This is a genomic window from Acidovorax sp. NN32 (assembly GCF_057597245.1).
In genome coordinates, this window is the sequence record NZ_CP199679.1 from 1522214 (window position 1) to 1535112 (window position 12899).

The 12899-nt window shown below is 65.3% G+C and carries 12 protein-coding genes; 6 read left to right on the forward strand and 6 right to left on the reverse strand.

From position 1 onward, the window contains the following. Positions 1 to 18 precede the first annotated feature (18 nt). Positions 19 to 1215: an aspartate aminotransferase family protein gene (locus ACT89O_RS06990; protein WP_436130522.1), complete on the reverse strand. Its 1197-nt coding sequence runs from the start codon at positions 1213 to 1215 to the stop codon at positions 19 to 21. A 269-nt stretch (positions 1216 to 1484) separates the two neighbouring features. Between ACT89O_RS06990 and ACT89O_RS06995 the strand changes: the two genes are divergently transcribed. Next, positions 1485 to 1808: a DUF3579 domain-containing protein gene (locus tag ACT89O_RS06995; RefSeq protein ID WP_121507234.1), complete on the forward strand. Its 324-nt coding sequence runs from the start codon at positions 1485 to 1487 to the stop codon at positions 1806 to 1808. A 272-nt stretch (positions 1809 to 2080) separates the two neighbouring features. Here the strand turns inward: ACT89O_RS06995 and rpsT are convergent, their stop codons facing one another. After that, positions 2081 to 2383 (reverse strand): 30S ribosomal protein S20, encoded by a 303-nt coding sequence (gene rpsT / locus ACT89O_RS07000; RefSeq protein WP_008905691.1) that lies wholly within the window; start codon positions 2381 to 2383, stop codon positions 2081 to 2083. A gap of 199 nt (positions 2384 to 2582) precedes the next feature. Between rpsT and murJ the strand changes: the two genes are divergently transcribed. Both murJ and ACT89O_RS07010 read left to right on the forward strand, forming a co-directional pair. Then, on the forward strand, positions 2583 to 4148 hold the full coding sequence (gene murJ / locus ACT89O_RS07005) for a murein biosynthesis integral membrane protein MurJ (protein ID WP_487262191.1): 1566 nt from the start codon (positions 2583 to 2585) through the stop codon (positions 4146 to 4148). A gap of 82 nt (positions 4149 to 4230) precedes the next feature. Beyond that, a complete protein-coding gene (locus ACT89O_RS07010) occupies positions 4231 to 5082 on the forward strand; it encodes a SirB1 family protein (RefSeq protein ID WP_121422607.1) in 852 nt (283 codons plus the stop codon). A 3-nt stretch (positions 5083 to 5085) separates the two neighbouring features. Here ACT89O_RS07010 and ACT89O_RS07015 read toward each other — a convergent pair whose 3' ends face one another. Further along, positions 5086 to 5934, reverse strand: coding sequence for a plasmid replication/partition related protein (locus tag ACT89O_RS07015; protein ID WP_487262192.1), 849 nt, complete (start codon positions 5932 to 5934; stop codon positions 5086 to 5088). A gap of 85 nt (positions 5935 to 6019) precedes the next feature. Continuing rightward, the gene (locus ACT89O_RS07020) at positions 6020 to 7087 is read right to left on the reverse strand and encodes a transporter (protein WP_487262193.1); all 1068 of its coding nucleotides are present in this window, start codon (positions 7085 to 7087) and stop codon (positions 6020 to 6022) included. Between the two features lie 119 nt (positions 7088 to 7206). Between ACT89O_RS07020 and ppk2 the strand changes: the two genes are divergently transcribed. Further along, positions 7207 to 8121, forward strand: a complete 915-nt coding sequence (ppk2, locus tag ACT89O_RS07025; RefSeq protein ID WP_218299068.1) for a polyphosphate kinase 2 — start codon at positions 7207 to 7209, stop codon at positions 8119 to 8121. Between the two features lie 59 nt (positions 8122 to 8180). On the opposite strand, the gene ACT89O_RS07030 is transcribed toward ppk2, so the two are convergent. Both ACT89O_RS07030 and ACT89O_RS07035 read right to left on the reverse strand, forming a co-directional pair. Beyond that, positions 8181 to 8939, reverse strand: a complete 759-nt coding sequence (locus tag ACT89O_RS07030) for a LytR/AlgR family response regulator transcription factor (protein ID WP_055394454.1) — start codon at positions 8937 to 8939, stop codon at positions 8181 to 8183. Continuing rightward, positions 8920 to 10212, reverse strand: a complete 1293-nt coding sequence (locus tag ACT89O_RS07035; protein ID WP_487262194.1) for a sensor histidine kinase — start codon at positions 10210 to 10212, stop codon at positions 8920 to 8922. The genes ACT89O_RS07030 and ACT89O_RS07035 overlap by 20 nt, the downstream gene beginning before the upstream one ends. A gap of 52 nt (positions 10213 to 10264) precedes the next feature. Between ACT89O_RS07035 and argH the strand changes: the two genes are divergently transcribed. Both argH and ACT89O_RS07045 read left to right on the forward strand, forming a co-directional pair. Continuing rightward, on the forward strand, positions 10265 to 11734 hold the full coding sequence (gene argH, locus ACT89O_RS07040) for an argininosuccinate lyase (RefSeq protein ID WP_487262195.1): 1470 nt from the start codon (positions 10265 to 10267) through the stop codon (positions 11732 to 11734). A gap of 41 nt (positions 11735 to 11775) precedes the next feature. Continuing rightward, the gene (locus ACT89O_RS07045; RefSeq protein ID WP_121419270.1) at positions 11776 to 12765 is read left to right on the forward strand and encodes a Bug family tripartite tricarboxylate transporter substrate binding protein; all 990 of its coding nucleotides are present in this window, start codon (positions 11776 to 11778) and stop codon (positions 12763 to 12765) included. The last annotated feature ends 134 nt before the right edge of the window (positions 12766 to 12899 follow it).

Sequence of the window (12899 nt, forward strand, 5' to 3'; positions counted from 1 at the left end):
TGTCTCGGTGCCGGCCGATTACTCGGCCAGGATAGCTTTGACCAGCGGGGTCAGTTTGGCGACGATTTCGTCGGCCTCGGCGGTGGTCAGGATCAGCGGGGGAACCAAACGGATCACGCTGTCGGCCGTCACCGACAGGAGCAGGCCGGCTTCGGCAGCGCGGCCAATCAGTGCGCCGCAGGGCTTGTTCAGTTCGATGCCCAGCATCAGGCCCTGGCCGCGAATTTCCTTCACGCCGGGCAGGCTGCCCAGTTCGCGCTGCAGCGCTGCCCGCAGGTGGTCGCCCACCGTGGCCGCATTTTGCAGCAGGCCTTCTTCTTCCATGATGCGGATGGTCTCGACCCCTGCGCGCATGGCCAGGGGGTTGCCTCCAAAGGTGGTGCCGTGGTTGCCGGGCTGCAGTACGTTGGCGGCCTTGGGGCCAGCCACCACCGCGCCAATCGGCACGCCCGAGCCCAGGCCCTTGGCCAAGGGCATCACGTCGGGCACGATGCCTGCCCATTGGTGCGCAAACCACTTGCCAGTGCGGCCCACGCCACACTGCACCTCGTCAATCATCATGAGCCAGCCGCGCTCGTCGCACAGCTTTCGCAGCTGCTGCAGATATTCCACGCGCATCGAATTGATGCCACCTTCGCCCTGGATGGTTTCAAAGAACACGGCCACCACATTGGGGTTGCCTTCGGTAGCCTTTTTGATGGCCTCGATGTCGTTCATGGGCACGCGGATGAAACCTTCGACCAGCGGGCCAAAGCCGCTGTGGATCTTGGGGTTGCCCGTGGCCGACATGGTGGCAATCGACCGACCGTGGAAGGCCTTCTCGTACACCACGATCTCGGGCTTGGCGATGCCTTTGTCCACGCCGAACTTTCGCGCGATCTTGAGCGCGGCTTCGTTGGCTTCCAGGCCCGAGTTGCAGAAGAACACGTTCTGCATGCCCGACAGCTCCACCAGCTTGGCGGCCAGTTGCTCTTGCAGCGGCACGTGGTAGTAGTTGGAGGTGTGGATCAGCTTGGTGATCTGGTCCTGCAGCGCGGGCACCAGCTTGGCGTGGTTGTGCCCCAGCGTGTTCACGGCGATGCCACCCAGACCATCGAGGTATTCCTTGCCGTTCACGTCCCAGACTCGGCAGCCTTGCCCACGGGCCAGCGCGATAGGTACGCGGCCATAGGTGTTCATCACGTGGGGCGAAGCTGCCGGGGTGGTAGCGGTCATGCAGAAATCTCCAGACGGTGCGGTGATGGGTTGGCTTGTGGCCTGTATGAAACCCGAAAAAGCGAAGCACGATTCTAGGGGGAGCCCGGTGCATGGCTGTTGAAGATTGCGCATCACTGCAATGCGGGCACTACCTGAGCTTTGGCCCCTATGTGCAGCCCGATGCAGGGTTTAGGGAGCCAGCTCTTATATAAGAGTTAGAATGTCGCGCTGCGGTGCAGCATGCAGTGATCCTGTGTCTGGCGCGCTCACTACCACTCCAATCCCCGATGGTTTCCCCCTCCTCCAAAGAAGTTTTCATTCAGGGCATCACCCACGATGGGAAAACCTTTCGGCCCAGCGACTGGGCCGAGCGGCTGGCCGGGGTGATGAGTAGTTTCCGCCCCGGCGGAGCGCGCCCTGGCAGCCATCTGAGCTACTCGCCCTGGTGCATTCCCACCACGCTCAATGGCGTGAAATGTGTGGTGGTGCACCGCGACCTGCAGGGCCACGAGCCCATGGCCTGGGACTTTGTCATCAATTTCGCGCGCGACAACAATCTGCAGGTGGCTGAAGCCTGCCTGCTGCCCGACCCCCCGTCCTCCAAGCTCTGAGCCGGCTTGTGGCCTGACCGCTTGCGGGCCAGGGGTGTCTTTTTCGGCCTTTGCGCTGGCTCTCTCACGGATTTCAGCATGGGCTGCCGCAAAGCGGGGCCCTCACGCGTCCGGCTCTTTTGGCTCGGCCCTTCCTTCCCGTCCAGAAACGAAAAAACCGCCCGAAGGCGGTTTAATTCGTTTTTCTTTTGCTGGCAGCGCACCCGTTACAAACGGCGAACGGCACATGCCGTTCGGGCTGTTTGCCTGCCGGGGCAGGCGGAGGGGTTGGTTTAGGCGGCTGCCAGTGCCAGGGCTTTCACCTTGGCAGACAGACGGCTCTTGTCGCGAGCAGCCTTGTTCTTGTGGAAGATGCCCTTGTCAGCCACGGTGTCCACCACGGCTTGCATCTTGGCGAACAGTTCGGTCGCCTTGGTCTTGTCGCCAGCCAGAACAGCCTTTTCGACGTTCTTGACAGCGGTACGGTATTTGGAGCGCAGCGAGGTATTCGCAGCGTTGAGCTTGATGTCCTGACGGACGCGCTTGCGGCCCGACGCCAGGCGCGGGTTCTTTTTCTTGGGTTTAGCGGATGCCATGATTTAGTTCCTTGGGTCTGTGGATGATGCCAGCAAAGCCCGCGATTATAGCCCAAGGCTGTTTGTTCATCGCCATGGTGTTCAACACCGGCGTAGCGCCATCGCTAGCGTACCCCTGGAACCGGCTCTGCCAGGCCACAGGGTGCGTCCCCCTCTGGGGGAAGGCGCGAAGCGGCTCAGGGGGAATACACTCCCGCCCGTGTCACTGTTCAAAGCCGCCTCCACCGTTTCCCTTTTGACCCTTGCCTCCCGCATCACCGGGCTGGTGCGAGAGCTTCTCATGGCTTCCGTCTTTGGGGTTAGTGCCATGACGGACGCCTTCAATGTGGCATTTCGTATCCCCAATCTGTTCCGGCGGGTGCTGGGCGAGGGCGCCTTCAGCCAGGCTTTTGTCCCGGTGCTGTCCGCCACCCGTGCCCAGGAGGGCGAAGAGAGTGCCCGCGCGCTGATCGACCATGTGGGCACCTTGCTGGCATGGACGCTGGTGCTGCTGTGTATTGCTGGCGTGCTGGGCGCCCCCTGGATGGTGTGGGGCATGGCCAGCGGGCTCAAGCAGTCGCCCCAGGGCTTTGACGCCGCCGTCACCATGACGCGCTGGATGTTCCCGTACATCGGCTTCATGTCGCTGGTGGCGCTGGCGGGGGGCATTCTCAATACTTGGAAGAAGTTTGCAGTGCCGGCGGCGTCGCCGGTGCTGCTCAACATCGCACTGATCCTGTCCATCACGGTGGGCGCACCCTGGTTTTCCCGCCATGGCATCGAGCCCATTTACGCCCAGGCGGCGGGGGTGATGCTGGGTGGCTTGCTGCAACTGGCCATCCAGGTGCCTGCGCTGGTGCGCCTGGGGTTGCTGCCGCGCATTGGGGTGCGCTGGGCGGCCATTCGTGCCGCCTGGTCCGACCCCACCACGCGCAAAGTGGCACGGCTGATGCTGCCCGCGCTGCTGGGGGTGAGCGTGGCGCAGATATCCCTGCTGATCAATACGCAGATTGCCTCGCACCTGCCCACAGGCAGCGTGAGCTGGATCACCTACGCAGACCGCCTGATGGAGCTGCCGACCGCGCTGCTGGGCGTGGCGCTGGGTGTGGTACTGATGCCGCAACTGGCCAGCGCCCGCGCCAAGCAAGACGACGACCAGTACTCGGCCATGCTTGACTGGGGGCTGCGCTTGGTGGTGCTGTTGTCCGTGCCCTGCATGGTGGCCTTGCTGGTCTTTTCAGAGCCGCTGGTGGCGGTGCTGTACCACTATGGGGCCTTTGGCGACCAGGACGTGCGCCAAACCACCCTGGCCCTCACGGGTTACGGTGTGGGCCTGGTGGGCATTGTGGCCATCAAGGTGCTGGCGCCGGGCTTCTATGCCAAACACGACATGCGCACCCCCATGCTCATTGCGGTGGCGGTGCTGGTGCTGACCCAGTTGATGAACCTGGTGCTGGTGCGTTACCTGCAGCATGCGGCCCTGACGTTGACCATCGGCATTGGGGCGCTCATCAATGCCGGTTGGCTGTTGATCGGTCTGCTGCGGCGCGGCAGCTACCGGCCCCTGCCGGGGTGGGGCAAGTTCGCCCTGCAGGTGATCGCTGCGAGCGCCTTGCTGGCCGTGCTGCTGGTATGGGGTGCGCAGCATTTCGACTGGGTGGAAATGAGGGGGCAAACCCCGCAGCGGATAGGGTTGCTGGCGGCGCTCATGGCTGCTGCTGCCGTGCTGTACTTTGGCGCGCTGTGGGCAGCCGGGCTCAAACTGCGCCAGCTGTTGCGGCGCTGATTTCACCGAAGGCCACAAATGCCCTGTCAAGAAGGGCTTTCTGTCGCTTGACGCCGCCCGCCCCGGCACTTACAACACCACCATGTCACTGAGCTATTCCGTACCCACCTCGCTGGAGTACTTTGCATCGCTGGTGCAAAGCGATGATCACTTCCCGCTGCTGGAGGCAGCGGCCAGCCTGGCGCAGGACGAATACCCTGAGCTCGACATGCAGCAACTGCTGGGCGACATGGATCAGTTGCTTGCGCGCATCAAGCGCCGCCTGCCTGCCGACGCACCTGCGCTGCAGCGCCTGCGCACGCTCAACCAGTTTTTCTTTGTCGACCTGGGCTTTGGCGGCAACATCAATAACTACTACGACCCCGAAAACAGCTATCTCAACGCCGTGCTGCGAACGCGCCGGGGCATCCCCATCAGCCTGGCCGTGTTGTGGATGGAGCTGGCCCAGGGCCTGGGCCTGCACGCCCGGGGCATTGCATTCCCCGGGCACTTCATGGTCAAGGTGCTGCTGCCCAAAGGACAGGTGGTGCTGGACCCGATCTCGGGCCAGTCGCTCAGCCGCGAAGAGCTTGCCGAACGGCTGGAGCCTTACAAGCGCCGCAACGGCCTGGTGGACGACTACGACGTGCCGCTGGGCCTGTACCTGCAGGCGGCCACACCGCGCGACATCATTGCGCGCATGCTGCGCAATCTGAAAGAGGTGCACCGCACGCAGCACGACTGGCAGCGCTTGATCACCGTGCTCGACCGGCTCATCGTGCTGCTGCCTGACGCCTGGGGCGAGCGGCGCGATCGGGGGCTGGCCCATGCCGAGCGGGGCAACACCCTCGAAGCGATGGCCGATCTGGAAGCCTACCTGGCCCACGCCGAAGACGGGCTCGACATCGACCTGATCGCTGACCGGCTGAGCGCGCTGCGCAACGCCAACGGCTGACGCTCAGAACGGCGCGCTGCCTTCTGGCAGTGCCGCCTGCAATTGCGCCACCTGCCGACGCAGCTCGGTGTTCTCTGCCGTCAGTTCTGCCACGCGGGCCCGCAGGGCCTGCAGTTCATCGGCGCCCGCTTCGGTGCCCGGGCTGGCGTCCTTGGCCGCAGGGCTTTCGTCCGATGGCGCTTCTTCGCGTGGCTTGCGCTTGTTGAGTTCGCGCACGCGCTTGGCGGCCTGCTTGAGTTCGTCCTTGCCTGCCACCACCGCCGCCACTTGCTCTTCGGCCGGAAGGGTGGCCACAGCCGCTGCCGCATTGATGGAGATGGTGCCGGACTTCACGGCCGCCACCAGTTCCGGTGCGGCCTGCTTCTGGATTTTTTCGATCATCACCACCTGGCTGCTGCTCAGGCGCGCGGCCTTGGCAATGGCTTCGCGGCTGTCCAGGGGCGAGGGTGCGGGCAGGGCGGCCGCAGCTTCGGGGGTGTCAGGGGTGGTGGCCGCTTCGGTGTCTGCGGCCGTCGTTGCGCGGGCCTTGCGGTCGGCCATGATCTCGCGCTTGCGCAGCGCCAGTACACCGCGCTGGAAATCCGATACGCTGCGGCGCCCCAGGTGCTGGTCGATCATCCACAGGTGCACGTCTTCCATCGACTGAAAGCGCGGGTTCTGTACCGTCTGGAACGGCAGGCCATGTTTCTGGCAGATGCCATAGCGGTTGTGGCCGTCCACCAGCACATCGCCCCACAGCACCAGCGCGTCGCGGCAGCCTTCGGCCAGGATGCTGCGCTCCAGCGCCTCGTGTTCGTCGGGGGTCAGGGGTTCGATATAGGCTTTGAGTTCTTCGTTGACGACGATGTTCATGGCAGGGCAGGCAATCGGGAGCGGGGAAGGGGCGCGATTGTAGAGGCCCCGACAAGAGTCCTTGGCCAGGGCGCCGCCCTGGGCACTACGGGTCTCGCGTGCCCCGCAGCGCCAGCCAGCCCGCTACCGCAGTAAAGGCCGCCACCACGGCCACGATGATCCAGAAGCCATGCTCGTTGTCGGCCAGCGGCACGCCGCCCACGTTCATGCCGAACAGGCCAGCCAGGATGTTGATGGGCAGGGCCAGCACGGTCACCACCGTCAGCACAAAGAGGCTGCGGCTGTTGGCTTCCTGCACGCTGGCTGCGATCTCTTCCTGCAGCAGCTTGATGCGCTCTTGCAGTCCCTGCATGTCGCGCAGCACCACCGAGAACTCTTCCGTGGAGTCGCGCAGCTCCTGCGCATCGTCCGAGCCCATCCAGGCCGGGGGATGCTGCAGCAGGCGGAACAATGCAGCAGGTTCGGGCGCCAGCAGCCGCTGCAGCCGCACCAGCAGCCGCCGCAGCACACCCAGGCGTGCGCGTTTGTGGTCCAGGCGCCCGGCCAGCAGCGCGTCTTCCACGTCGTCGATGCGCTGCGTCACGCCGCGCACGATGTCCACCAGGCCCGAGGCCTGCGTGCGCATCAGCTCGGCCAGCAGGGCCACGCTGGAGCAGGGCGCATTGCCGCTGCGCACGGCGGTGCGCAGTGCGTCCACCGACCGCAACGGGCGTGTGCGCCCAGTCACCATCAGGTGCGGCGCCACGCTGGTCCACAGGGTGGCGATGTCCGAGGGCTCGAACGCAAAGTCAAAGTGCGCGTCGTTGAGCACCGCGATCAGCGTGTCGTCGTCGCGCTCGATGCGGGTGGACACAGAACGGTCCTTGAGCGCGTCAAAAAAGGCTTCGGGCAGATCGGCATGCCGCTCCATCCAGCGCACGGCCTGCGCGTGGCTGAGGTTGAAATGCAGCCACAGGAACTGCCCTTGCGGTGCGGCTCCTGATGGAATGCTTGCCAGCCACTGCGCCGCCAGCATGGTATCGACCTCGCGCGGCGCGGTGTTTGCGGCGAGCAGGTAGCCGCAGATGAGCCCGGCGGCATCACCCCCATAGTTCAGGCTGTTGCCTGCAGGCGCAGCGTTGGGGCGGTGAGGGGCGGGGGGAGCGGAGGGCACGGGCGTGCATCCTGGCTGCTGCACATGACATGGCCGTGACAGATCACCCCCGTGTCACGGTCCTGTCACCTTGCGGTACCACCATGGCGCCATCTTTTTTTGCACCGCCGGACGGCACCATGTTCCACAGCAACACCCTTGACACCCAGGAGCTGATGCAGCGCATCGCCAACGACCTCATCGACAGCTACGACGAAGAGCTGGAGCTGGAGATCGAGGACCGCAATGTGGACGACATCGGCGCGCCGCAGCCCACCGACCGCCTGGCGCGCCAGCAGTATTTCAAGGATCTGTTCCAGCTGCAGGGCGAACTCGTCAAGCTGCAGGACTGGGTGCAGCACAGCCGCCAGAAGGTGGTGATCCTGTTCGAGGGACGTGATGCAGCCGGCAAGGGCGGCGTGATCAAGCGCATCACCCAGCGTCTGAACCCGCGCGTGGCCCGTGTGGCGGCACTGCCTGCGCCCAACGACCGCGAGCGCACCCAGTGGTACTTCCAGCGCTATGTGGCGCACCTGCCTGCGGCCGGCGAGATGGTGCTGTTTGACCGCAGCTGGTACAACCGTGCGGGCGTCGAGCGGGTGATGGGCTTTTGCAGCGACGACGAATACGAAGAGTTCTTCCGCACCGTGCCTGAGTTTGAAAAGATGCTCGTGCGCTCGGGCATCACTCTCGTCAAATACTGGTTCTCCATCACCGACGAAGAGCAGCATCTGCGCTTTCTGGGCCGCATCCACGACCCACTCAAGCAGTGGAAGCTCAGCCCCATGGACCTGGAAAGCCGCGTGCGCTGGGAGGCCTACACGAAGGCCAAAGAGACGATGCTGGAGCGCACCCACATCCCCGAGGCGCCTTGGTGGGTCGTGCAGGCGGTGGACAAGAAAAAGGCCCGCCTCAATTGCATCGCCCACCTGCTGTCGCAACTGCCCTACCAGGACGTGCCCCACCCGACCGTGGTGCTGCCCGAGCGGGTGCGCAACCCCGAATACCTGCGTCAGCCGGTGCCCGCAAGCATGTACGTGCCCGAGGTGTATTGAAGAATTGCTATTAAATTGATAGCTTTCTGCGCTTTTCTATCAAGCGCTAGCGGCCAAAATCAGCGCGCCAACTCCTCTCGCACAGCCGCGACTTGCCGGCGGGAGACCGCCAGCAATTCGGTGGATCCCTGCAGCCGCACCGCCCAGCCTTCGCCTTCTTCGGGGTCGTAGTGTTTCTCCAGTGCGCGTACGGCGCGGCGGGCCACGAGCGCATTGCGGTGGATGCGCAGGAAGCGCGGGGCGAACTTGGTTTCTATCTCGCTGAGCGAGCCGTCCATGATGTAGCTGCGGGTGGTGGTGCGCACGGTCACGTACTTCTGCTCGGCCTTGAAGTACAGCACCTCGGCCAGGGGCAGGCGTTCGGTGCGGCCCCGGTCCTGGATCAGCAGGGTTTCGCCTTCGGGCAGGCTGGGCGCCTGGGCGGGTGCGGAAGGGCGTGCGCTGCGCTGCGCCTTGGCCAGTGCCTGCTGCAAGCGTTCGCGGCGCACGGGCTTGGTCAGGTAGTCGGTGGCGTCCAGCTCGAACGCGCTCACGGCGTGGTCGGCGTGGGCCGTCACAAACACCACCGCCGGGGGCTGGGGCAGGGTCTGCAGTGTGTGGGCCAGGGCCAGGCCGTCCTGGCCGGGCATGTGGATGTCGAGCAGCACCAGGTCAAAACCCCGTCCGCCCGTGGGCCCCAGCAGCGCCATGGTTTCGCTCGCGTTGGAGGCCTCGGCCACCGTCATGCGCTGAGCGGGCTGGGCCTGGGCGCAATCGGCCAGCAGGGTCCGCAGGCGGCTGCGCGCAAGGGCTTCATCGTCAACGATCAGGATGTTCATGGTCTCTCAAGGGGCTGTTGTTGTCGTTGGGGCTGTCCACGATGCGGCGCTGCAACGGCGCCGCGCGGCTGCCATGGCGGTTGCCGGGGTTGCCAGAACTGCGGCGCGCGGGCGGTGCTGTGCTGCGCCCATCCCGGGCGCGGGGCTGGGGGGCGGGCAGGGTAATGCGCACCTGGTAGAGGCCGTCCTGCACGCCAGCGGTGAACTCGCCCTGCACATCGTGCAGCAGCGCCAGCCGCGCACGTACATTGGCCAGCGCAATGCCGTGGCCCCGGGGCGCGGTGTCTTCGCCATTGCCATGGCCGTTCTTGCCTTCCTTGGGGGGAAGGGTGTTGGTGATGCGCACCACCACACGGCTGCCGCGCAGCTCGGTCAGCACGCGGAGCTTGCCACCCCGGTCGCTGGGCTCCACGCCGTGTTTGACGGCGTTCTCCACCAGGGGCTGCAGCAGCAGCGGAGGCAGGCGGGCGCCGTCGGTGCGGGGGTCCAGGTTCCACTGCACCTGCAGGCGTTTGCCAAAGCGCACCTCTTCGATGCCCAGGTAGCGGCGCGCGAGCGTGATTTCTTCGGCCAGCGTGGTCGATTCACCCTGCTCGATGAGGGCGACCCGAAACAGGTCGGACAGGTCTTCCAGCAGCGATTCGGCCTTGGCCGGTTCTTCGCGCACCAGCGCGATGGCGCTGTTGAGCGTGTTGAAAAGAAAATGGGGGCGGATGCGTGACTGCAGCTCCGTCAGGCGCGCCGTGGTGGCTGCGGGCGTGCGGCCCCGCGCGCGCAGCACCAGCGCGGCCACCAGCATGGCTGCCAGCAGCGCACCTGTGGCGGCGCTGGCCAGCCAGGGCGCCGAGGTGGGTTGTGCCACCAGCGCCAGCATGCCGCATGCATAGGCCCCGGCCAGGGCACCCAGCAGCACGCCCGCCAGGTATTGCTGCACGGTGGTCAGGCGCTGCAGCACGGTCTTGAGGCTGCAGGCCGTGACCAGCCACAGCAGCGTGGCGGGCAGCGCACCGCCCGTCAGCAGTGCCAGGGTGGCCAGCCATTCCACAGGGTTGCCCGCCCCATACATCGCGCCCACGCCCACCACCAGCTCCACGAACAGCACGGCCCGCAGCACCACGCCCACCTGGCAGGCGTCAAACACCAGGGCCCGCCCGCGCGGCGGCTGGCCGCCCGGCCCGGCGCCAGCGGCCGCCCGCACGCTGCGCGCAGACCTTTCTGGCGGGCCAGAATCGGGCAGCGGGGGCTGGGTCGATAAAATTTGCGTGTTTTGCATTGCGGCGCCCGGGTTGTCCGGGTGTCTGAACCTCCGGATTATTGCCCTCCTTATGTCCAAAGCCCAAGCCACCAGCGCTGACTCTGCGCCGTCCCATAACCAGCTCGACACCAAGGCCCAGGCCTGGTCGGCGTTGTTTTCCGAGCCCATGAGCGACCTGGTCAAGCGCTACACCTCCAGCGTGTTCTTCGACAAGCGCCTGTGGCAGGCCGATATTGCAGGCAGCCTGGCACATGCCGAGATGCTCGCCGCGCAGGGCATCATCTCTGCCTCCGACCACGCCTCCATCCAGCGTGGCATGGCACAGATCACTTCGGAAATCGAGTCCGGTGCGTTCGAGTGGAAGCTCGACCTCGAAGACGTGCACCTGAACATCGAAGCCCGCCTGACCCAGCTGGTGGGTGATGCCGGCAAGCGCCTGCACACCGGCCGCAGCCGCAATGACCAGGTGGCCACGGACGTGCGCTTGTGGCTGCGCGGCGAGATTGATTTGATCGGCGACCTGCTCAAAGAGCTGCAGGTGTCGCTGGTGGATGTGGCCGAGCAGAACGTCGAGGTGATCCTGCCCGGCTTCACCCACCTGCAAGTGGCTCAGCCGGTGAGCTTTGGCCACCACATGCTCGCCTATGTGGAAATGTTCAAGCGCGACGCAGAGCGCATGGCCGACGTGCGCCGCCGCACCAACGTGCTGCCCCTGGGCAGCGCGGCCCTGGCCGGCACCACCTACCCGCTGGACCGCGAGCGCGTCGCAAAAACTCTGGGCATGGAGGGCGTGTGCCAGAACAGCCTGGACGCCGTGAGCGACCGCGACTTCGCCATCGAATTCACCGCCGCCGCCAGCCTGTGCATGGTGCACGTGAGCCGCTTGAGCGAAGAACTCATCATCTGGATGAGCCAGAACTTCGGCTTCATCAAGATCGCCGACCGCTTCACCACCGGCTCTTCCATCATGCCGCAGAAGAAGAACCCCGACGTGCCGGAACTGGCGCGCGGCAAGACCGGCCGCGTGGTGGGCCACCTCATGGGCCTCATCACCCTGATGAAGGGCCAGCCCCTGGCCTACAACAAGGACAACCAAGAAGACAAGGAGCCGCTGTTCGACACGGTGGACACGCTCAAGGACACGCTGCGCATCTTTGCCGAGATGGTGGGCGGCCAGCTGAACCCCGCCACGGGCCAAAAAGAAGGCGGCATCACCGTGAACGCCCAGGCCATGGAGCAGGCCGCCCTCAAGGGCTACGCCACGGCCACCGACCTGGCCGACTATCTGGTGAAAAAGGGCCTGCCCTTCCGCGACGCGCACGAAACCGTGGCCCATGCAGTGAAGGCGGCCACCTCGCACGCGTGCGACCTGTCGGAGCTGCCTTTGACGGTGCTGCAGGGCTTTCACCCCGCCATCGAGAAGGATGTGTACGAGTGCCTGAGCCTGCGTGGCTCGCTCAATGCCCGCAATACGCTGGGAGGTACGGCCCCGGCCCAGGTGCGTGCACAGCTTGCGCGCCACCGGGTACGCCTGGCCTGATTTTTGCGGTGCCCATTGCACATCCTTTTGGAGCTTTTGCCATGACCCCATCCCGCCGCAGCCTGTTGTCCCGTCTTTTGCGCACCAGCGCCTTTCTGGGGGCTGCGCTGACCGTGGGGCTCGCGTCGGCGCAGTCGGCCAAGCCCATTCGCCTGCTGGTGGGGTTCCCGCCCGGCGGTGGTTCGGACGCCATTGCGCGCACCTTGTCCGAGAAGCTCAAGGACGAACTGGGCGTGCCAGTGGTGGTGGAAAACCGCCCTGGCGCCGGGGGCCAGATTGCGGCCCAGGCGCTCAAAGCCGCAGTGCCCGATGGGACCACGCTGTTCATCACGCACGACCACACCATCTCCATCCTGCCCCAGGTGGTCAAGAACGCTGGCTTCGACCCGGTGCGCGACTTCGTTCCCGTCGGTGGCTTTGCCACCTTTGTGAATGCATTCGCCGTCTCGGGCGGCACGCCCGCCAAGTCGTTCGGCGACTACGTCAACTGGGTGCGCACGGCGGGCCAGGGCAAGGGGGCCGTGGGTATCCCGGCGCCAGCTTCCACCCCCGAATTCCTGGTCAAGCTGATCGGGCAGAAATACCAGATCGACCTGGTGTCCGCCCCCTACCGGGGCAGCGCGCCCATGATGGCCGACATGCTGGGCAACCAGATCGGTGCAGGCGTCGCCTCGGTGCAGGATTTCATCGAGAACCACAAGGCGGGCAAGGTGCGCGTGGTGGGCGTGCTCGGCACCAAGCGCCAGGCCGCCATGCCCGATGTGCCCACGTTCGACGAAATGGGCCTCAAGGGCTTTGAAGACCTGCCGTACTACGGCATCTACGCCCCCACCGGCACACCGCAGAAGTTCATCACCGAGTTCTCCATCGCCCTGTCCAAGGTGGTGGCGATGCCGGATGTGCGCGAGCACCTGACGGCCATGGGCCTCACGGTGGGCTACATGACACCGCAGCAGCTGGCCACCCGCCAGGCGGCCTACACCGAGGCTTGGACGCGCATCATCAAGACCAGCGGGTTTGTGGCGCAGTAGGCCAGGGCGTGATTGGTGTGGTCATTCGAGCGGATGCCGCTGCATCCTCCAGTTCCTGAGAACGGTCGAATTGCGGAAATTCAAACTTCGGATTCACGTGCTGCAGATTTCTAAGGCTGGGCCGGGCCTTTGAA

Bases quoted from the DNA above. Each gene is read 5' to 3' on its own strand.
- ACT89O_RS07035 (WP_487262194.1), bottom strand. From the start codon at position 10,212: ATGCAAAACACGCAAATTTTATCGACCCAGCCCCCGCTGCCCGATTCT.
- ACT89O_RS07015 (WP_487262192.1), bottom strand. From the start codon at position 5,934: ATGAACATCGTCGTCAACGAAGAACTCAAAGCCTATATCGAACCCCTG.
- rpsT (WP_008905691.1), bottom strand. From the start codon at position 2,383: ATGGCATCCGCTAAACCCAAGAAAAAGAACCCGCGCCTGGCGTCGGGC.
- ACT89O_RS06995 (WP_121507234.1), top strand. From the start codon at position 1,485: ATGGTTTCCCCCTCCTCCAAAGAAGTTTTCATTCAGGGCATCACCCAC.
- ppk2 (WP_218299068.1), top strand. From the start codon at position 7,207: ATGTTCCACAGCAACACCCTTGACACCCAGGAGCTGATGCAGCGCATC.
- ACT89O_RS06990 (WP_436130522.1), bottom strand. From the start codon at position 1,215: ATGACCGCTACCACCCCGGCAGCTTCGCCCCACGTGATGAACACCTAT.
- ACT89O_RS07010 (WP_121422607.1), top strand. From the start codon at position 4,231: ATGTCACTGAGCTATTCCGTACCCACCTCGCTGGAGTACTTTGCATCG.
- argH (WP_487262195.1), top strand. From the start codon at position 10,265: ATGTCCAAAGCCCAAGCCACCAGCGCTGACTCTGCGCCGTCCCATAAC.
- ACT89O_RS07045 (WP_121419270.1), top strand. From the start codon at position 11,776: ATGACCCCATCCCGCCGCAGCCTGTTGTCCCGTCTTTTGCGCACCAGC.
- ACT89O_RS07030 (WP_055394454.1), bottom strand. From the start codon at position 8,939: ATGAACATCCTGATCGTTGACGATGAAGCCCTTGCGCGCAGCCGCCTG.